The organism is Kamptonema sp. UHCC 0994, from assembly GCF_029167235.1.
Lineage (GTDB): Bacteria > Cyanobacteriota > Cyanobacteriia > Cyanobacteriales > Microcoleaceae > Kamptonema.
Genome location: NZ_JARFTR010000078.1, coordinates 63516 through 82123, shown reverse-complemented (window position 1 = coordinate 82123; position 18608 = coordinate 63516). Strand labels below are relative to the sequence as shown.

Sequence of the window (18608 nt, the reverse complement as noted above, 5' to 3'; positions counted from 1 at the left end):
ACCGCCAAGATGGCGGCGTTACTGATGGTTTTGCGTAAGTTCTAAGTCTTTATTTATTTCTACCTACTTAGAAATTCCGCACGGCTTTAACCAATGATTGACAGGCCCGCAGGAAAATTGCCACGTCTACGCCGAGGCCGATGTACTGAACTCCTACATCAATCCACTGTTTGGCTATTTCAGGATTATCGGCAAAAGTGCCAGCAGCAATGCCTGCGTTGCGAATGGTTTTTACTGCTGCTTCCATCAATTCAATTACGCGGGAGTCTCGGACTTGGCCGGGAATGCCGAGAGATTGGGAAATGTCATAAGGGCCGAGAAAAATTACGTCAAGATTGGGAACGTTGACGATTTCTTTGAGGTTATCAATGCCGCGTTTGCCTTCAATGTGAATCACTACTAGGGATTCTTTATTAAGTTCATCGGTGATGCCTGTACCTGCGGCGGTGTAAAGTCCGGCCCGCGTCGCGAATGAAAGACCCCGCGTACCGAGGGGGCTATATTTGGCGTTTTGGACAACCCTTTCTGCGTCGAGTTTGGTTTCGATTTGCGGAACTTGGACTCCTGCGCTACCAATGTCTAGGGCGCGTTGAATTTGGGGCCCGTCGTTTTTGCGAACGCGGATGATGGGGGCGATTCCTGCACAGTCTGCTGCACGGCAGAGGTCTTCAGCGACGAGTGGGTTGAGGGGGCCGTGTTCCATGTCAATTATGGCGAAGTCAAATCCTGCATGACCGCAGATTTCGATGAAGGCGGGATAGGCGCAATTCATAAATGGGCCAAGGACTATTTCGCCTTGTTTGAGTTTGCGTTTGAGGTGGTTTGGACGCATAGGAGGAAGGAAGAAGGAAGAAGGAAAAACATTACCATGACTGGAGGAAGTAAAATTATTTTTCAATACTGGTATTAAATTTTTTAAGAGGTGAATTTTGAATTTAGTCGGATTAGTTGTAATTGGGCGCAATGAAGGCGATCGCCTCCGTCGCTGTTTGCTATCGGCTCAAGGTAATGTGGCGATCGCAGTCTATGTTGATTCGGGTTCGACTGATGGGAGTGTAGATTTAGCGCGATCGCTATCTGCGGATATTGTCGAACTCGATTTGTCTGCACCCTTTACCGCTGCGCGCGCGCGGAATGCAGGGTTTGCACATCTGCTACAAGTATTTCCCCAAGTCGAATTTGTCCAATTTATTGACGGCGACTGCGAGTTAGTGCCAGGATGGATTGATCGCGCCTATCAAGAACTGCTATCTCAACCAGATGTCGCGATCGCCTGTGGTCGCAGACGCGAACGCTTCCCGGAAGCATCCATCTATAATCAATTGTGCGACATAGAATGGGATACACCCGTTGGCGAAGCCAAAGCCTGCGGTGGTGACGCTTTGATGAGGGTTCAAGCCTTCCAAGCAGTAGGGGGGTTCAATCCTGGTTTAATTGCAGGGGAAGAACCAGAATTGTGTTTGCGATCGCGCCAAAAAGGTTGGAAAATCCTCCGCTTAGACGCAGAAATGACCCTCCACGACGCGCAAATTACCACTTTTCGACAGTGGTGGAAACGTTCTCAGAGAGCTGGCTACGCCTACGCTGAGGGAGCCTGGTTACACGGAAAGGAACCCGAACGTCACTGGGTAAAAGAAAGCCGTAGTATTTGGTTTTGGGGGTTAATTTTGCCAGTATTAGCATTGGCTGGAATCTGGCTAACTCATGGTTGGAGTTTGTTACTATTGAGCGCTTACCCGTTATTGACCTATCGGATTTATACTTATATGCAGCAGCGTAGTTTAGGAAAAAAAGTAGCGGCCCTTTATGCAATATTTTGCACATTGGGGAAATTTCCTCAACTACAGGGTCAGATCCAGTTTCACTTAGGTAGATTATTGCGACGACCGAGTAAATTGATCGAATATAAAGCAACAACTTCAACGGAAGCCGCTATTCAGGAATAGCTAGAATAGTTAGGCGGTTGAAACCGCTACTACACAAACGAAGTCCGCCTACGCGGACTAACATAGGACTTACGCAGTCAATCGCCCAAAGGCTCTTAAAAGAGGGCTTTATAAGTTAGACTAAATCCTTGTAGTGTGGGCGTTACGACTTGAGGATATTTTTTCTAGTCGGAACGGGCGATCGCCGCGCCCACCCTACGGCTAATGGTATAGACTTTCAATGTTAGCGATCGCAAAATTTTGATGTATTTCTCCTGCACCCGCACCCCAAAAGACATATAAAATCCAAATCCCGCCATATTCCCGCCATATTATAGTTACTCAAAAAAACCCAATCGCGCTAACCTTAAGTCAGCCTTCTAAATCCTGCTAAGTAAATCCACCTAATTTAACGTAAAATACAGATGACTAAAAAGCCGACTGTATAAGCATTCTTCCTTCTTCCTTCTTCCTTCTTCCTTCTTCCTTCTTCCTTCTTCCTTCTACTTAATAAATCCCAGTGTGAGGAGTTTAATCATGCGAGTTTTACTGGTTTATCCCGAATTTCCCAAAACCTTTTGGTCTTACGAAAAAATCCTAGAACTCGTCAACCGTAAGGTATTGCTACCCCCTCTGGGTTTAGTCACAGTCGCCGCCATCCTTCCCCAAGAGTGGGAATTCAAATTAGTCGATCGCAACATTAGAGCCATAACAGAAGATGAATGGCAATGGGCCGAACTCGTCATTTGTTCCGCGATGATCGTCCAAAAAGAGGACTTACTGGCCCAAATTCGCGAAGCTAAGCGGCGTGGCAAATTAGTCGCTTGTGGGGGGCCATACCCGACTTCCCTACCAGAGGAACCCCAAGCAGCAGGGGTAGATTACCTGATTTTAGACGAAGGCGAAATCACTTTACCAATGTTCGTAGAGGCGATTGCGCGTGGTGAAACCAGCGGAATGTACCGATCCGATGGCGTAAAACCCGACGTTACCACCACCCCCGTCCCCCGTTTCGACTTGCTGGAACTAAACGCCTACGATTCAATGTCCATCCAGTTTTCGCGGGGTTGCCCCTTCCAGTGCGAATTCTGCGATATTATCGTACTCTACGGTCGCAAACCCCGCACAAAAGCTCCAGAACAACTGCTAGCAGAATTAGAATGCCTCTATCAATTAGGTTGGCGGCGCGGCGTTTTCATGGTAGATGACAATTTCATCGGCAATAAACGCAACGTCAAACTGTTGTTAAAAGATTTAAAAGTTTGGCAAGAAGAACGCCAATATCCCTTTGTTTTCAACACCGAAGCATCCATAGATTTAGCTCAAGATCAAGAGATGATGGATTTGATGGCAGAATGCAACTTTAATGCCGTATTTGTGGGAGTTGAAACCCCTGACGAAGAAAGCTTGCAAATGACTAAAAAATTCCAAAATACTCGGAATTCTTTAGTAGAATCAATGGAGGCAATTACTAAATCTGGCTTGCGCGTAATGGCTGGATTTATTATTGGTTTTGATGGCGAAAAACCGGGTGCGGGTTCGCGAATTGTGCGGTTTGCGGAAGCAGCGGCAATTCCTAGCACAACTTTTGGAATGTTGCAAGCTTTACCTCATACAGCTTTGTGGCACAGACTAGAAAAAGAAGGACGGTTGCGCGGTAAAGCTGGTAATTTGAATCAGACAACTTTAATGAATTTTATTCCCACGCGACCTTTAGAAGATATTGCGCGGGAATATGTCGAGGCATTTTGTGATGTTTACGATCCGAAAAAATATTTGGATCGCACTTATCGACACTTCTTAATGTTAGGTGCGCCGAAGGTGAAAAAGCCGTTTAAACTGCCTGAGTTAATTGACTTACGAGCTCTTTGTATCGTCATTTGGCGACAAGGAATTAAGCGTAATACTCGCTGGATGTTCTGGCATCATTTGTTCAGTATTATTAAGCGCAATCCTGCTGTCTGGGAGCATTATTTGACAGTTTGCGCTCATAACGAACACTTCTTAGAATACCGCCAAATTGTGCGGGATGAAATTGATGCTCAATTGGTTGAGTATTTAGCCAGCGAAAAGCAACAACCACAGCAGGAAATAGTTACACCTGCTGAGGAAAAAGAACGCGCGATCGCGTAAGTTGAAAGAAAGAAAGGTGACGGTTAGAAACCGCGTCTACACAGACAAAACCCGCCTACGCGGGTTGCATTTCTATAGTCCGCGCAGGCGGACTTCATTTGTGTAGCCGCGAATTCTATTCGCCAAGAAAGGGTTAGAAACCGCATCTACACAGATAAAACCCGCCTACGCGGGTTGCATTTCTACAGTCCGCGCAGGCGGACTTCGTTTGTGTAGCCGCGAATTCTATTCGCCTGGAGTTATTTATTAAATCAGCTTAACTGCACGCAAACCAAACAAAAGTACGGTGGCAACACCCAACATACCGCCGAACATCACAAAATAAGCTATTGCTCCACTGATAGTCATTTACATTGCTCCATAAAATCAATAACAACCATTGAAACATGGTGTGCGCTACAATACACCCCAAAGGGGATATTAAGATTTAGGTTTTTACCATGCAGTCAGTTATTCGTGTTGATTTAGGGCCGCAATCTTACGATATTGCGATCGCATCTGGCGGTTTAGACGAACTCGGCACGCAGGTGGGAGCTCTAAATTTAGGCAAAAAAGTCTTAATCGTGTCTAACCAGATGATATTTCGCCACTATGGGGAAAAGGCGATCGCATCTTTACAAAAAGCAGGTTTTGAAGTCGCCAGCCATATCCTCCCCGTAGGCGAACAATATAAAACATTAACTGGTCTCCAAAGAATTTACAATTCAGCCTTGGAACATCGCCTCGAACGTTCCTCAACTATTATCGCTTTGGGAGGCGGCGTTGTTGGCGATATGGCAGGTTTTGCGGCCGCAACTTGGCTGCGTGGTATTAATGTGGTGCAAGTGCCAACTTCTCTGCTAGCAATGGTTGATGCTTCCATTGGTGGCAAAACTGGCGTTAATCATCCCCAAGGTAAAAATTTAATTGGTGCTTTTCATCAACCGCGATTAGTATTAATCGATCCAGAGGTTTTGAAGACTCTACCACCGCGAGAATTGCGTGCAGGGATGGCGGAAGTTATTAAGTATGGCGTAATTTGGGATGCAGAGTTATTTGCACAATTAGAAAAGTGCAAACGATTAGATCAAATGCGTTATTTTCCAGCCGATTTGTTACCAGAAATTTTAAGTAAGTCTTGCCAAGCTAAGGCTGATGTGGTAAGTAAAGATGAAAAAGAATCGGGATTAAGAGCGATTTTAAATTACGGTCATACTATTGGTCATGCCATAGAAAGTGTAACTGGTTATAAGGTAGTAAATCACGGTGAAGGGGTGGCGATTGGGATGGTAGCCGCGAGTGGATTGGCGGTAGAGTTGGGGATGTGGGATAGTGAGTGCGATCGCCGACAATTAGCTTTGATTCAAAAGGCAGGTTTGCCTGTAAAGTTGCCATCAGGTTTAGATATTGAGGAAATTTTAGAGACTTTGCAAACTGATAAGAAGGTACAAGATAGCAAAGTAAGGTTTATTTTGCCTACCCAGATTGGTGTGGTGACAATTACGGATCGGGTAACTGCTGATGTAATTAGGTTGGTGTTGGGAAGAATGGGGTAGTCGCGATCGGGCATCCGTAAAGTGTGCGTAACTCCTGTGGGATTTTGCCTAAGTCCCGATCGACTCAAAAAACCCCCCTTAAAAAAGGAGGGCGAAGAAAGATGCTAATACTTATCAAGTTAATTACTTGATAGCTATTTTCGCTCCGACGGCTTCTAACTGTTTCTTGATATCTTCAGCAGCAGCCTTTGCGATCGCTTCCTTAACTGCCTTCGGTGCAGCTTCTACCAAGTCCTTCGCTTCCTTCAGACCCAAACCGGTAATAGTCCGCACTTCCTTAAGAATAGCGATTTTCTTATCAGCAGGAACTTCTTCGAGAATCACATCGAATTCTGTTTGCTCTTCTACCTCTTCAACAGCAGCGGCAGCACCAGGGCCAACCATCATCATACCGCCCACAGGAGCCGCAGCGCTAACGCCGAAGGCTTCTTCAATTTGCTTCACCAATTCGGAAGCTTCCAACAGAGTTAGGGATTTGAGTTGTTCGAGAATTTGATCGGTTGCAGCAGACATTTGTTGAACTCCTAGTTCGATTTTGGATTTGAATTTGTTAACTGTTAACTGTTAACTGTTAACTGTTAACTGTTAACTGTTAACTGTTAGCTGTGATTTGCTATTACTAGCAACTTACTCAGATGCTTCAGTTGTTTCGCCGCCTTCCTTTTCGGCATAAGCCTTGAGGCCGCGAGCGATAGAAGTAGGAACTTGATTGATACCCACAGCCAGCTTGGTAGCCACACCATTGATAGCACCAGCAATTTGAGCCATGAGTTGTTCCTTAGACGGAAGATCCGCCAGCGCTTTAATATCAGCTTCTTTTAAAAGCTTTCCTTCCATCACGCCGCCGCGAAGAGTACTCTTCTTAGAAGCTTTTTGGAACTCTTGGTAAGCTTTAATCGCGCCGCTGATATCTTCTTTGACAAACACTAAAGCAGAAGCACCTTTCAGTAATTCCTGCATCGGTTGCCATTTCGCGTCGCCCTCAACAGCAATTCGCATCAGCGTGTTTTTCGTCACTGTGCAACTGCTACCTTTTGGACGCAGACGACGACGCAAATCTGTGATTTCCGCAACAGATAGCCCCTGATAGTCAATGATGACTGCCAGTTGCGACTGACTCAAGCTGTCCTTGAGTTCAGTAATGATTTCATTTTTCTGTGCTACAGTTTTGCCCATACTTGTCTCACCTCCTTTAAAAATCCCAAACTGCCAATCAAAAACCCCGACTTTCAAGCCGGGGTAAGGAAATAAAAATTAAAAATTAGAGATTAAAAATTAAAAATTAAAAATTTTTAACTTTTACTTAATTTTAAGTTTTTACTTTCTTAGCCTCGGCAGGAAATTAAGGTGTTAACACCTGCTGTCTATGGCTTATTTGATTTGTATTTGTATTCGTTAACTGTTAACGGTTAACTGTTAACCATTAACGATTACGCTGCATCAAGTTTCAGATCGCGCAGAGCACTGATGTCAACTTGAATTGACGGGCCCATCGTTGCTGATACATACATTGTGCGCCAGTAGCGACCCTTCGCACCAGAAGGACGGTTGCGCTCAATGGTTTCTTGCAAAGCGTGTAGGTTCACGAGTAAGTCTTCAGCAGAGAAAGCTGCTTTGCCGAACATGACATGAACAATGCCTGTGCGATCGGCTCTAAATTCTAGCTTACCACCTTTAAACTCTTCGATCGCCTGTGCCAAATCAAAGGTGACAGTACCACCTTTTGGAGAAGGCATCAAACCGCGAGGGCCTAGCAAGCGGCCCAATTTTGCCACTTGTGCCATCACGTCTGGTGTAGCAATCAAGCGGTCAAAGTCCATCATGCCTTTCTGAATTTCATCGATTAATTCTTCAGAACCAGCAATGTCTGCACCCGCATTTAAGGCTTCTTTAACTTTTTCACCCTTGGCAATTACCGCAATGCGGACAATTTGACCAGTTCCTTTGGGTAGCGATACGGTTGTCCGCAACTGCTGATCCGTATATTTAGGGTCAATTCCTAAGCGGATATGTGCCTCAGCAGCTTCGGGAAATTTAGCCGTTGCTGTTTCTTTGAGGAGTTCTAGGGCTTCCAGTGGTTGATAAACCCTATCTTCTACTTTCTTTTTGAGCTCTTTAATTCTGCGAGACTCTTTTTTTGCCATTTTTTTCTCCTGGGGTTGTTAGCGAAGCTCTGCCTCTCCCCCATAATTGATTTTACTTAGATTTTGGATTTGAGATTGAAGGATCAATCTGCGATCGCTACGCCCATATTCCTAGCCGTTCCTTCCACAATTTTCATCGCGGAATCAATGTCATTAGCATTGAGGTCTGGCATTTTTGTTTCCGCAATTTCCCGTAGCTGACTTCGGGTAATCGAGCCGACTTTTTTGCGGTTCGATTCGCCTGAACCCTTGGGAATGCCGGCTGCTTTTTGAATTAGCACCGACGCTGGCGGGGTTTTGAGAATAAACGTAAAACTCCGGTCTTCAAACACGGAAATTTCTACCGGCACCACTAGACCTGCTTGGTCGGCAGTTCTAGCGTTGTACTCCTTACAAAACATCATGATGTTGACACCATGCTGACCCAAGGCTGGGCCGATCGGAGGTGCTGGGTTGGCTTTTCCCGCCGTAATCGCCAACTTAATTACCGCAACAATTTTCTTTGCCATTAGCTATGTTTCTGAACCTGATTAAACTCTAATTCTACGGGCGTATCGCGTCCGAAAATTGAGAGCAATACTTTGAGCTTATTTCGTTCTGGGCTGACTTCAATCACATCGCCTTCAAAGTCTTTAAACGGCCCAGAAAGTACCACAACGTGATCTCCTGCTGCCATTGAAACTTTGACAACTGGTTCTGCTTCCTGAGTTTGTCTGAAGATCCGTTCTACTTCTGAATTACTCAGAGGTAACGGTTTGACGTGACCACGCCCTCGCCCATAGCGACGTTTTTGCTCTGCCCCGACAAAGTTAATCACATTCGGGGTATTTTTAACAACTTGCCACGTTTCCTCGTCCATGAACATTCGGATGAGGACGTAGCCGGGAAAGACTTTTTCATCTGACTGCCGACGTGCGCCATCTTTGCCCAATTTGATTGCAGGAGTTTGAGGAATTTCTACCTCAAGAATGCGATCGTTCACGTCCAATGTTTGAATCCGCTGATCCAAGTTGGCTTTGACTCGTTTCTCGCAGCCGGAAGCTACCTGAACGGCAAACCAGCGGGCTTCGGTCGGTGGAAGTTCCGGCGCGTCTGCCTCCGACCTTTGTGTAGAATTCAGAGATTCTTCTGATGCAAAAGTCATGCTGCAAACACCTGTGCCGCTGCCCAATTAAAAAAGTTATCTACTAGGTAGATTAGGCTTGCCGAGAGGATTACCATCAAGACTACGGCAAAGGACTCACTCACTAGCTGCTGCCGACTGGGCCAAACCACTTTGTCGAGTTCTTCTTTAGTTTCCTTGAAAAAACTCGTGGGGTTGAACCCAGGCGCTGTTTCTTTTACTAATTGTGCTTCGTCTTTCTTCGCCACGATTGCTAATCCCCTTTGCGATTTTAGATTTTTAGATTTTAGATTTTAGATGCTTTGAGCGATTTGCAGGTTTAAGGACTTTAAACCTAAACGGCTCACTCAATGTATCCCAAACCTCAAATCCGCGCATTGAGCTTCTGCTGATCCGGGCAGTTAATCTCAATGTTTCCTGACTAGAACTGTTTTGGTTTTGTGTAAAACAGCGATCTTACAGGCGCAACTGAGAATTAAGACGCGAAACAAAGCGTCTGTTTCTGCCGTTTTTAGTGAATCGCCCACAAAATTAATTCTACCCAAAAGTTGGCGATTTAGGCTTGATGTAGCCATAAATCTCGGCGCTTTTGGGAAGAACTTTAAAAAGTTGGTGATTCAGCGCGCCCTGGAGGACTTGAACCCCCGACATCAGGTTTTGGAGACCTGCGTTCTACCAACTGAACTAAGAGCGCATCCGGTTTGACTTGATTGGGTTAACCTCTAGATTTCTAGTCTAACAGAATGCGATCGCGAACGCAAGCAAAATTTCCAAATTGGGTAGTCGGCAATTTTGGCAAGCCCCATTTTTTACAAGGGTCGGTCGAATCGTTGTTTGATTCGGGTGGCTTTGCCGACGCGATCGCGCAAATAGTATAGCTTGGCGCGGCGCACTTTCCCTCTGCGGATAATTTTGATCGTGACAATACGGGGTGAGTGGATCAGAAATACCCTCTCGACTCCTACGCCTTGAAACACTCGGCGGACGGTAATTGTTTCGTTGATGCTGCCGTTGCGCTTGGCAATGACTGTACCTTCGTAGGGTTGGATTCGTTCTTTCCCGCTTTCTACAATTCTCACGCCGACTTTCACGGTGTCGCCTACGTGGATTTCAGGAAGTTCTTTCTTGAGCTCTACTTTGAGCTTATTGATTTCTTCCGTCTCAATCGAGCGGACGATCTCTGCACATTTCATAAAATTTTGCCGAAACTCACAATCTACTATGATATGGCAAAAGCGATCGCTAAATCAAGTCTAAACAAGTTTTTATGTTGGATGTCTCTTGGGCTAACTTTTTCCAACTGGGAGCAATCGCACTCCTGGCATTATATCTCGCCGCGAATTTGGGGGCGAATGATGTTGCTAATTCAATGGGGACATCGGTAGGGTCAAAAGCTCTGACTTTGCGACAGGCAATAATTATAGCCGGAATTTTGGAGTTTACAGGAGCCGTGTTTTTCGGTCAAGGGGTATCGGAAACTCTCGCAACGGGTGTTATTAATTCTGCGGCCTTCGTTTCAATGCCACAGGTGTTCTTAATTGGTATGGTATCGGTGTTGGTGAGTTGCGGTTTATGGCTGCAAATCGCTACCAGTTGGGGTTTACCTGTTTCTTCTTCCCATGCGGTGGTAGGTGCGATCGCGGGTTTTAGTTCGGTGGCGGCTGGAGTTGGTGCGGTTCACTGGCAAACTATTGGTATTATTTCCCTGACTTGGTTAGTTACGCCTGTAGTCAGCGGTGCGATCGCGGCTTTATTTTACAGTTTAGTAAAGCGTGGGATTCTCGATCGCCCAGATCCCTTGAGGCAATTGCAGGAATGGATTCCCTGGTTAAGTGCAGCACTGTTGGGCATTTTTGGGGTAATTGTGCTGCCAACTTTGAGTATACCTTTACAAAAGATTGTTTCAGAGCAGTTAGGTTGGAATTTACCTACTCACGATATTGCCATTTTTCTGGGTGCGATCGCCACTTTTTCTCTGACTACCATCAGTTGGCAGCAATTGGGAAGGGGAGAGGGGGAGAGGGGAAGCGGGGGAGTGGGGGAGATGGAAGACGGAAATCTCTCCTCTGCCCCTCTGCCCCTCTGTTCCCCCTCTCCCCTTCCCAATTCCTTAATTGAGCGACAAATGGGGCGATTTCAAGTTCTAAGTGCTTGTTTTGTGGCTTTTGCTCATGGCTCGAATGATGTAGGGAATGCTGTAGCACCCTTAGCTGCGATCGCCTACATTCGCCGCACAGGTTCCATTCCTCTAAACGATTTCAATGTTCCCCTATGGATTTTAGCGCTTGGAGGTATAGGCATAGTCACAGGGTTAGCCATCTGGGGCAAAAAAGTAATTGCGACCGTTGGCGAAGGCATAATTGAACTACAGCCTAGCGGTGGCTTCTGTGCAGAATTAGCTACCGCGACTACAGTTTTAATCTCTTCCCGCTTAGGTTTACCCGTTTCTACATCCCATGCTTTAGTTGGTGCAGTGGTCGGAGTCGGACTTGTCAGAAGTTGGAAATCAGTAAAATTTCAAACTTTACAGTCAATTGGCTTAGCGTGGGTAATTACGATCCCGATCGCTACGGCTTTAGCGGCTGGTATTTTCAGCCTAACTCGCCTCTTTCTAGGTATTTAATACTGAGTATAGCTAGGGGCTAGGGACTACGATGCTCAGGACTAGGGGAAGAAGGGGAAGAAGGGAATAGAATAATCGAGTTTGGTGGAAATCTTCAAATCTCCAACCACGCACTACTATTAGATAACATCATCATAACTTCCTTCAAAATGGAAACCCATAGCCTAAAGGCGTGGATGGTGCTGTGAATATCACTCCTAAAGGTCAATCGCTAACCGCTAACCATCGTAACGACTGTAGTGGGAAGTTGAAAAAGCCAAGTCGATCGGACTCAAGATGAATTTACTGGTATTTTGGATTTCATTTGCCAAAATACTAGGAATAATGAACAAGCAGATAGATTAGAGGTTACAGGCAAATGGCGCAACGGGACAAGCAACCGCTCAGACCCGGAGCAGGGGATGCAAAACCGGCTGAAGAAGTTCTGAATTCTGTGATTCAGGAGCTAGAAACTCTACATGAAAATGTGAGAGGTCAATTAGCCGAAGACATAACCAGGCTCCAAACAGAGAAAACTAGCTTGATTGAGGATATTGACAGACTGCGGGAGCAATACCGTCAATTGCATTCACAGCAAGTCGAAACCCTATCTCAGCGTTACATATACCAACAGCAATTGTGGCTCAAGCAGTTGGCTCAAGTTTTGGCCAATAACTTGCAAGAGTTGCTAGTACAACGGTTTAATGAGCTGAGTGCCAATTCTGGACAGGGAATGAATGTGGCTATCCCCAGTGGGGAGTTCCCGACTCCGATTCTGGCGAATAACTATAATGAACGAGCCTCGGAGTTATTGGCTTCGCTAGATGCGAGTGTCAATAGGACTTTCAACATGATGGATCGAGACTTGAGCACTTATGAGAGTAGCTTGTCTCAAAGGCTCAGGAATATGGAAGGTATGGAGCGCCAAGGGGAGGCTCTGTTGGAGACTCTGGTTAACCGCCTGCGGGTGGAATTGGAAGAGGAAGTTGATGGGACTTTCGATCCGAGAGATTACGACAGTACGGATACGACGAACTCTTTACATCCGGAACAACCTTCTCCAGCAATTCGGAAACCTTTGCCAGAGCCGACTGTGCCCCCACCGGCTCCCACTCCAGCTAAACAACCGGCTTCTCAAGTTCAGGTAGGTTTGTTGCTGGCTTTGATTTCGGCGGTGGTGCTGTCGCTATTTAATGTTTCCTTGAAGATTATTCTCAAGGCTAAGGCTCCCCGGATGATTTTTGGGTTGTTTGAGGTGCAGGGTGTTGTTTCCCCTGGTTTCGGTAATTCGCTGTTGATTCTGTTGATCCGGCTGATTGTGGTGATGGCTTTGATGCCAATTTTGGCAACTTTCCTTTATCCGTCGGTGTGGAAGGATTTAAGGCGGTTTATCGATAATGGCGATCGCGATTTGTGGACTAAGGTTTTAGGTAGTGCTTTCTTTTTGTTTTTGTCTCAGGTGTGTATCTATATCGCGATCGGCAATATCCCGACTGGGGTAGCGATCACGATTTTCTTTATTTATCCGATTGTCACGGTGCTTGCTTCTTGGGGACTGTTTGGCGATCGCCCTACGCTACTCCGCATTTTAGCAATGTGCGTGATTACCAGCGGGTTATTGTTAGCAGCGCTGCCTAGTTTTGGCCAAAAGGCTATTGGCGATGTCGGCTTAGGGGTGACGGCGGCTGTAGCGGCTGGCGTGACTTTTGCTGGCTATGTGTTGCTGACACAAATGGCCGCTGGGAAACTGCACCCGATTCCTTTCAGTTTGGTTAATTTTGCAGCTATCTTTGTCTTTTCTGCTGTCAGTTTGATTCTGTTGCCTTTAGGCATTGATGGGCTGGGATTACCAGCAAATTTAGCTGTTTTTGTCGATCCAAATGTCTGGAGCGGCCTAATTTTTGGCGGTTTTATTTTAGGGGTGTTGACGCTATTTAGCTATTTGTTGAATAACTTTGCTATCCGTTTTGCGGGTGCGGCGTTAGCTTCGGTAATTGGAACTTTAGGCCCGGCGTTGACAGCTTTGTTTGCTTTGGTGATTATCAATGAGAAAATACCTTTCATCCAGGTTTCGGGACTAGCCCTGGTAACTTTGGGTGTTGCTGGTATGAGTCTAGAAAGGATGTTTATGCCGAAGAAAACAACATGAAGCTATTTGCTATGCAGTTGTAATAATTTGAGGGTTGAAGGTTTAAGGCGTAAGCTGAGGACTTTCAACCTTTAATTTTATCGCCGAAGGAAGAAGGAAGAAGGAAGAAGGAAGAAGGAATCTTTGCGAAACCCATCACCACAGTTAACTGTTAACTGTTAACTGTTAACTGTTAACCAAATATGAACACCAATCACTCCAACTACCGGCATAAAGTTTAGCATCGTGAATACCTGCTATTTCTAAAGATAAAAGGTTGACGCAGGCTGTTACGCCAGAACCGCAATATACGATAATTTCTGTTGCTGGTTGTATTTGCGCCCACCGCTGTTGCTGTTCTAATTGCGATCGCGCTTTTCCTCCCTCTCCAGTCACTCCTTGCCAAGGGTAATTTACCGCACTGGGTATATGTCCCGCGATGGGGTCTATGGGTTCGCTAAGTCCTTGATAGCGATCGCTTTCTCGCGAGTCTATTAATACTACTTCCGGTTGGTCTTTGCGTGTTTTTACGGTGTCAATGTCTACTACCCATCCTGGTTGTAGCTGCGGGACAAAGTTTCCCGGCTGGGATTTTGGTAGAGTATCAGATATGGGATATCCGGCTGTTTGCCACGCGCTGAAGCCACCATCAAGAATAGCGACGCGATCGCACCCCATGTAACGCAATAACCACCACAAACGCGCAGCAAAGGCAAATCTGGAGTCATCATAGGCGACAATTAAGGTTTCTTCGGTAATGCCGATCGCGCTTAATTTTTCCGCTAATTCTGTTGGGTTAGGTAAGGGATGTCTACCGCCATGTTTGCTAACTGGACTGGAAAGGTCGCGGTTGAGGTCTAAATAGAAGGCTCCAGGGATATGATTTGTTTTATATTGTTGTTGTCCTAATTCTGGATTGGCGAGGGAAAAACGGCAGTCAATGATTATAACTTTTGGGTCGTCTAGATGTACGGCCAGCCATTCTGGGGAAACGATCGAGTTTGTGTCTTGCATAGTTGATTTTTCAAAGTAAATGATGATTAAATTTTGAAATTATGTGGTTATAAACTATTTCTGAAACTGGGATAATAACCAGGAAACTACCTGACTTTGATTCATCTGGCGAGTGCGCTGTAAAGCTTCATTTAGAAGCGAAATTGCTAATCCTGGCAACACTTGAGAATCAGTAATTCGCCTACTTCCTCCCTCAGCAATGGCAAAGGCAGTAATTTCAATTCTTTTCACGTCTAATATCCAGTATTCTTTTACCTTTAAATCTTCATACAGCAGCCGTTTTTCGCCTTTATCGTCGGCGATTGAGTTGTTGGCTACTTCTATTACTAGAGTTGGCGGTGGATATATGTCTAGATTGACTACCGAAGTTCCCCAAGGAATTATATCTGCGTTTTCGCCAATATAGTAAGACATATCGGGTTGAGCATCTTGATAGCCTGTTTTCCGATAGGTACAGTTAGTTAGACCTTTTGCGAGAATGCCTTTTACTCCGCAAAAAAGGCTAACGGCTAAGGTGATAATTGTATTATCGCAGGCATGATCGTGTCCAAGTGGTGTCATTTCGATCCTCATTTGTCTGTTGTGATAGTAACCTTTGGCTTTTTCGTAGGCGGGATATTCAATGGTTTCTACGTATTCTTCCCAGGTGGCTGCTATCCAAGTATCTGTAGGTAGTTTTATCCGTAATTCACTCATCGTTTCTTTCTATTGATAATACTATTTTTAGGTGGTTTTGGTTTTGCTGATTCTTGAGCGTAGGCAAGATTTTTTTGATATTCCAGGGCTTTTTTCTGAGCTAATTGGTAATTGGCACTTTCTGGCGGTACTTTTTTCATCATTGTAACTGCTTCCTCCCACTGACTCGCTACTAAATTCCATTCTTCCTCTGTTTGCGCTGATTGAGCTAATTTTGAGGCATTGATAGCAATATTAACTGCATTTCGGAAAGACTGAGACTGTGATGGCTTTGGTGAGTTAGTAGCGGCTTGATTGCTGATATTATCTGCTTTTATTTCGGTTACAGCCACCATCTTATTTACAAATGCAGCGACGGAAATCCCCAAAATACCGATGACCAGAGCTACTATAATTGTAGTAGTTCTCATTCTGTCTTCACCAATTGGTTCTGGCTGTTTTACCTCTGTATAGTTGCTAGATGGTTCTGAAATTGGTTCAGAATTTTGGGATGGTTCGGGGGGAAATGTTAGCATTGAATAGCTGCCTACTTCTAATCCGAATCCTTGACTCCAGGCTGGAGAATCGCTCCCTGTTTTTTTGCCTTCAACTTTTGCTCTTTGAATTGAATCTGGTTCTATGTTTGTGAGTTGGTTGCGGACAAAATCAATGAGTTCGTATCGATCGGGGACTTGCTCTGATTCTAGGAATACTTCTAAGCATCCATTCGTCAAGTTGGTGGTGACAGCAATGCCTTGAGATTCTAGCTGTTGGTTGAGTAGAAATGCGATCGCCTCTGGGTTTCCTTGTTTGGCAAGTGCCTGATAATTAGGTTCGGTCATGGCTAGGAATTTGGTAATTGGTAATTGGTAAACAGAAATGTTATAAGATATTAATGCAAAATAAAAGCTCAAGGATGCAAAATACCAGTGCGTTTACACCACAACTAACGGCTGATGGCTCTTTTACTTTCTTTTCAGTAGAATTTGGGGAGGCTTTTCATAGCAATCAAGGTGCTAAACAGGAGGCTGAGCTTAAATTTGTGGGCCCTCTCCAACTCAGAGCCAAAGCTACAAGGCAGACACTGGTTTTGCTTGACGTTTGCTATGGATTGGGGTATAATACGGCGGCAGCTTTGGAGGCGATTTGGGAAGTTAATCCCGATTGTCGGGTAGAATGGGTGGGTTTGGAGTTAGATCCAGATGTGCCAAAGGCGGCGATCGCGCATCATTTGCTTCAAGATTGGTTAAATCCTATTCCCTTATTGCTGGAGGCTGTAGTTCGCGATCGCGACTTGCAAACCGATGAATTTCAGGCTAAACTGCTGATTGGCGACGCTAGGCAAACCCTCCAACAAGTAGCAAAATCGGGATTCCAAGCAGATGCAATTTTTCTCGATCCCTTCTCGCCACCACATTGTCCGCAATTGTGGACTGTTGAATTTTTAGGGTTGCTGGCAAAATGTTTAAAGCCAGATGGGATCTTAGCTACTTATTCTTGCTCAGCGGCGGCGAGGGTGGCCTTGCTCGCAGCAGGTTTGAAAATTGGGTCAACTCCGCCTGTGGGGAGGCGATGGCCGGGAACAGCAGCAAGCTTTGCTGAGGCTGATTTGCCGGGACTTTCAGAGCAAGAGCGAGAGCATTTAGAGACGAAAGCGGGGATTCCCTATCGCGATCGCACTCTGTCCGATAGTGCTGAAATTATACTGCAACGCCGTCAGGCAGAGCAACAAGTTTCGCCCAAAGAGCCATCATCCCACTGGAAAAAGCGCTGGTCTCAATAGTTTAATTCTTTTGATTTTATAAAGATTTGGTGAGAATGCGATCGCCTATCATCTTAAAATGTGTAAACGCCACATCATCATCTACCGGAAATAGTAACATCTTCCCATGATAGCAATAGCAATTTTAGCCGCTGGGCGCGGTACGCGCATGAAATCTGACTTGCCCAAAGTTTTGCACGAATTGGGAGGGCGATCGCTACTCGATCGGGTACTTTATAGTTGTACTGATATTCACCCATCGCGGCGAATTGTGATTGTTGGCTATCGGGGTGAAATGGTTAAAGAATCCCTGAGTGGCGATCGAAAATCGGGAACAAGTCAAGAATCTTTATCATTACCGCCGCTGGAATTTGTCGAACAAACCGAACAATTAGGCACTGGTCACGCTATTCAACAATTGTTACCTCATTTAGAGGGATTTACCGGGGATTTATTGGTGTTAAATGGAGATGTCCCCTTGTTGCGATCGCAAACTATCAAAGACATGATGCAAATTCACAAAGAACACCGGAATGCGGCTACTTTGTTGACAGCTCATTTGCCGAATCCTCAAGGATATGGAAGAGTATTTACTGATAGTCAAAATCTGGTTAAACAAATTGTAGAAGACCGAGACTGTACGGCAGCGCAGAAACAAAATCACCGAATTAACGCGGGTGTTTACTGCTTTAATTGGTCGAAATTAGCCGAGATTTTGCCGCACTTGAAGGCGGACAATGACCAAAAAGAATATTATTTAACAGATACAGTAAATCACCTCGATCCAGTGATGGCAGTAGATGTCGAAGACTATCAAGAAATACTGGGAATTAATGACCGCAAACACTTAGCAACAGCTTATCATATTTTGCAACGGCGGGTCAAAGATGACTGGATGGCAAAAGGAGTAACGCTGATCGATCCTGATAGTATTACCATTGATGATACAGTAAAGTTAGAAGCGGATGTAATTGTCGAACCGCAGACGCATCTACGGGGAAAAACTGCGATCGGATCTGGGAGTCGCATCGGGCCTGGGAGTTTAATTGAAAATAGTCAAATTGGCCAAAATGTGACTGTACTTTATTCAGTAGTTGCAGATAGCACTGTGGCGAATAATTCTCGGATTGGGCCTTACGCGCATTTACGGGGACACGCTGAAGTTGGGGAAAATTGCCGGGTGGGTAATTTTGTAGAGTTGAAGAATGCGAAATTAGGCGATCGCACTAATGCGGCTCATTTGTCTTATTTGGGTGATGCTACTTTGGGTGAGAAAGTGAATATCGGTGCTGGTACGATTACGGCTAATTATGACGGGGTGAACAAGCATCGGACGGAAATTGGCGATCGCACTAAGACGGGTTCTAATAGTGTATTGGTTGCTCCTTTAACCTTGGGCAATGATGTTACTATAGCTGCTGGTTCTGTGGTTACGGATGATGTACCCGATGATTGTTTAGTAGTGGCTAGAGCTCGGCAGGTTGTAAAACCAGGTTGGCGATTGCAGAAGGACGTAACGCCGCCCTCCGGGCGGTAAAGATACCGCCCAGAGGGCGGCGTTACAAAG

The 18608-nt window shown here is 45.4% G+C and carries 20 protein-coding genes, 1 tRNA gene and 1 other annotated feature; of the genes, 7 read left to right on the top strand and 14 right to left on the bottom strand.

The features are described from left to right. Positions 1–67: 67 nt before the first annotated feature. Positions 68–832: an aldolase/citrate lyase family protein gene (locus PY364_RS07885; RefSeq protein WP_275521688.1), complete on the bottom strand. Its 765-nt coding sequence runs from the start codon at positions 830–832 to the stop codon at positions 68–70. Between the two features lie 97 nt (positions 833–929). Here PY364_RS07885 and PY364_RS07880 point away from each other — a divergent pair, with 97 nt between their 5' ends. Further along, positions 930–1946: a glycosyltransferase gene (locus PY364_RS07880; RefSeq protein WP_275521687.1), complete on the top strand. Its 1017-nt coding sequence runs from the start codon at positions 930–932 to the stop codon at positions 1944–1946. A 164-nt stretch (positions 1947–2110) separates the two neighbouring features. Here PY364_RS07880 and PY364_RS07875 read toward each other — a convergent pair whose 3' ends face one another. Next, on the bottom strand, positions 2111–2245 hold the full coding sequence (locus PY364_RS07875; protein WP_275521686.1) for a hypothetical protein: 135 nt from the start codon (positions 2243–2245) through the stop codon (positions 2111–2113). Positions 2246–2462: 217 nt separating this feature from the next. On the opposite strand from PY364_RS07875, the gene PY364_RS07870 reads away from it, so the two are divergent. Beyond that, the gene (locus PY364_RS07870; protein WP_275521685.1) at positions 2463–4058 is read left to right on the top strand and encodes a B12-binding domain-containing radical SAM protein; all 1596 of its coding nucleotides are present in this window, start codon (positions 2463–2465) and stop codon (positions 4056–4058) included. 246 nt (positions 4059–4304) lie between these two features. Here the strand turns inward: PY364_RS07870 and PY364_RS07865 are convergent, their stop codons facing one another. Then, positions 4305–4406 carry a cytochrome b6-f complex subunit PetL gene (locus PY364_RS07865; RefSeq protein ID WP_019487116.1) on the bottom strand — a complete coding sequence of 34 codons (102 nt, stop codon included), beginning with the start codon at positions 4404–4406 and terminating at the stop codon, positions 4305–4307. Between the two features lie 92 nt (positions 4407–4498). On the opposite strand from PY364_RS07865, the gene aroB reads away from it, so the two are divergent. Further along, positions 4499–5593, top strand: coding sequence for a 3-dehydroquinate synthase (aroB, locus tag PY364_RS07860; protein ID WP_275521684.1), 1095 nt, complete (start codon positions 4499–4501; stop codon positions 5591–5593). 123 nt (positions 5594–5716) lie between these two features. Here the strand turns inward: aroB and rplL are convergent, their stop codons facing one another. The 8 genes from rplL to rplS all read right to left on the bottom strand — a co-directional run bounded on the left by rplL (position 5717) and on the right by rplS (position 10053). Continuing rightward, the gene (gene rplL, locus PY364_RS07855) at positions 5717–6106 is read right to left on the bottom strand and encodes a 50S ribosomal protein L7/L12 (RefSeq protein WP_275521683.1); all 390 of its coding nucleotides are present in this window, start codon (positions 6104–6106) and stop codon (positions 5717–5719) included. A gap of 114 nt (positions 6107–6220) precedes the next feature. After that, complete coding sequence (rplJ, locus tag PY364_RS07850) at positions 6221–6769, bottom strand: 50S ribosomal protein L10 (protein ID WP_019487549.1); 549 nt, start codon at positions 6767–6769, stop codon at positions 6221–6223. A 29-nt stretch (positions 6770–6798) separates the two neighbouring features. Next, positions 6799–6981: a sequence feature (ribosomal protein L10 leader region), on the bottom strand. A gap of 42 nt (positions 6982–7023) precedes the next feature. Next, on the bottom strand, positions 7024–7737 hold the full coding sequence (gene rplA, locus PY364_RS07845) for a 50S ribosomal protein L1 (protein WP_275521682.1): 714 nt from the start codon (positions 7735–7737) through the stop codon (positions 7024–7026). An 83-nt stretch (positions 7738–7820) separates the two neighbouring features. Next, the gene (rplK, locus tag PY364_RS07840) at positions 7821–8246 is read right to left on the bottom strand and encodes a 50S ribosomal protein L11 (RefSeq protein WP_275521681.1); all 426 of its coding nucleotides are present in this window, start codon (positions 8244–8246) and stop codon (positions 7821–7823) included. Further along, on the bottom strand, positions 8246–8881 hold the full coding sequence (gene nusG / locus PY364_RS07835; protein ID WP_275521680.1) for a transcription termination/antitermination protein NusG: 636 nt from the start codon (positions 8879–8881) through the stop codon (positions 8246–8248). Before nusG ends, rplK begins: the two co-directional genes overlap by 1 nt. Then, complete coding sequence (gene secE, locus PY364_RS07830) at positions 8878–9108, bottom strand: preprotein translocase subunit SecE (protein ID WP_275521679.1); 231 nt, start codon at positions 9106–9108, stop codon at positions 8878–8880. Before secE ends, nusG begins: the two co-directional genes overlap by 4 nt. Positions 9109–9481: 373 nt before the next feature. Next, positions 9482–9554: transfer RNA gene (locus PY364_RS07825), tRNA-Trp, on the bottom strand. Positions 9555–9669: 115 nt separating this feature from the next. Next, a complete protein-coding gene (rplS, locus tag PY364_RS07820) occupies positions 9670–10053 on the bottom strand; it encodes a 50S ribosomal protein L19 (RefSeq protein WP_275521678.1) in 384 nt (127 codons plus the stop codon). 74 nt (positions 10054–10127) lie between these two features. Here rplS and PY364_RS07815 point away from each other — a divergent pair, with 74 nt between their 5' ends. Both PY364_RS07815 and PY364_RS07810 read left to right on the top strand, forming a co-directional pair. Next, positions 10128–11483, top strand: a complete 1356-nt coding sequence (locus PY364_RS07815) for an inorganic phosphate transporter (protein WP_275521677.1) — start codon at positions 10128–10130, stop codon at positions 11481–11483. Between the two features lie 358 nt (positions 11484–11841). After that, positions 11842–13611 carry an EamA family transporter gene (locus tag PY364_RS07810; protein ID WP_275521676.1) on the top strand — a complete coding sequence of 590 codons (1770 nt, stop codon included), beginning with the start codon at positions 11842–11844 and terminating at the stop codon, positions 13609–13611. A 165-nt stretch (positions 13612–13776) separates the two neighbouring features. Here PY364_RS07810 and PY364_RS07805 read toward each other — a convergent pair whose 3' ends face one another. From PY364_RS07805 to PY364_RS07795, 3 genes are read right to left on the bottom strand one after another with little or no spacing between them, the layout of a single operon-like run. Continuing rightward, positions 13777–14604, bottom strand: a complete 828-nt coding sequence (locus PY364_RS07805) for a sulfurtransferase (protein WP_275521675.1) — start codon at positions 14602–14604, stop codon at positions 13777–13779. Positions 14605–14658: 54 nt separating this feature from the next. Further along, positions 14659–15300 carry a Uma2 family endonuclease gene (locus PY364_RS07800; protein WP_275521674.1) on the bottom strand — a complete coding sequence of 214 codons (642 nt, stop codon included), beginning with the start codon at positions 15298–15300 and terminating at the stop codon, positions 14659–14661. After that, positions 15297–16121 (bottom strand): hypothetical protein, encoded by an 825-nt coding sequence (locus PY364_RS07795; RefSeq protein ID WP_275521673.1) that lies wholly within the window; start codon positions 16119–16121, stop codon positions 15297–15299. The genes PY364_RS07800 and PY364_RS07795 overlap by 4 nt, the downstream gene beginning before the upstream one ends. 74 nt (positions 16122–16195) lie before the next feature. Between PY364_RS07795 and PY364_RS07790 the strand changes: the two genes are divergently transcribed. Next, on the top strand, positions 16196–17062 hold the full coding sequence (locus tag PY364_RS07790; RefSeq protein ID WP_275521672.1) for an MnmC family methyltransferase: 867 nt from the start codon (positions 16196–16198) through the stop codon (positions 17060–17062). Positions 17063–17168: 106 nt separating this feature from the next. Continuing rightward, entirely contained in the window at positions 17169–18578 is a 1410-nt protein-coding gene (gene glmU, locus PY364_RS07785; RefSeq protein ID WP_275521671.1) for a bifunctional UDP-N-acetylglucosamine diphosphorylase/glucosamine-1-phosphate N-acetyltransferase GlmU, read from the top strand. Positions 18579–18608 lie beyond the last annotated feature (30 nt).

Excerpts from the sequence above, each read along its gene's own strand:
- PY364_RS07800 (WP_275521674.1), bottom strand. The coding sequence starts at position 15,300 with ATGAGTGAATTACGGATAAAACTACCTACAGATACTTGGATAGCAGCC.
- rplS (WP_275521678.1), bottom strand. The coding sequence starts at position 10,053 with ATGAAATGTGCAGAGATCGTCCGCTCGATTGAGACGGAAGAAATCAAT.
- nusG (WP_275521680.1), bottom strand. The coding sequence starts at position 8,881 with ATGACTTTTGCATCAGAAGAATCTCTGAATTCTACACAAAGGTCGGAG.
- PY364_RS07870 (WP_275521685.1), top strand. The coding sequence starts at position 2,463 with ATGCGAGTTTTACTGGTTTATCCCGAATTTCCCAAAACCTTTTGGTCT.
- rplA (WP_275521682.1), bottom strand. The coding sequence starts at position 7,737 with ATGGCAAAAAAAGAGTCTCGCAGAATTAAAGAGCTCAAAAAGAAAGTA.
- glmU (WP_275521671.1), top strand. The coding sequence starts at position 17,169 with ATGATAGCAATAGCAATTTTAGCCGCTGGGCGCGGTACGCGCATGAAA.
- aroB (WP_275521684.1), top strand. The coding sequence starts at position 4,499 with ATGCAGTCAGTTATTCGTGTTGATTTAGGGCCGCAATCTTACGATATT.
- PY364_RS07790 (WP_275521672.1), top strand. The coding sequence starts at position 16,196 with ATGCAAAATACCAGTGCGTTTACACCACAACTAACGGCTGATGGCTCT.
- PY364_RS07865 (WP_019487116.1), bottom strand. The coding sequence starts at position 4,406 with ATGACTATCAGTGGAGCAATAGCTTATTTTGTGATGTTCGGCGGTATG.
- rplJ (WP_019487549.1), bottom strand. The coding sequence starts at position 6,769 with ATGGGCAAAACTGTAGCACAGAAAAATGAAATCATTACTGAACTCAAG.
- PY364_RS07875 (WP_275521686.1), bottom strand. The coding sequence starts at position 2,245 with ATGGCGGGATTTGGATTTTATATGTCTTTTGGGGTGCGGGTGCAGGAG.
- PY364_RS07815 (WP_275521677.1), top strand. The coding sequence starts at position 10,128 with ATGTTGGATGTCTCTTGGGCTAACTTTTTCCAACTGGGAGCAATCGCA.
- PY364_RS07885 (WP_275521688.1), bottom strand. The coding sequence starts at position 832 with ATGCGTCCAAACCACCTCAAACGCAAACTCAAACAAGGCGAAATAGTC.
- rplL (WP_275521683.1), bottom strand. The coding sequence starts at position 6,106 with ATGTCTGCTGCAACCGATCAAATTCTCGAACAACTCAAATCCCTAACT.
- PY364_RS07810 (WP_275521676.1), top strand. The coding sequence starts at position 11,842 with ATGGCGCAACGGGACAAGCAACCGCTCAGACCCGGAGCAGGGGATGCA.
- PY364_RS07795 (WP_275521673.1), bottom strand. The coding sequence starts at position 16,121 with ATGACCGAACCTAATTATCAGGCACTTGCCAAACAAGGAAACCCAGAG.
- PY364_RS07805 (WP_275521675.1), bottom strand. The coding sequence starts at position 14,604 with ATGCAAGACACAAACTCGATCGTTTCCCCAGAATGGCTGGCCGTACAT.
- rplK (WP_275521681.1), bottom strand. The coding sequence starts at position 8,246 with ATGGCAAAGAAAATTGTTGCGGTAATTAAGTTGGCGATTACGGCGGGA.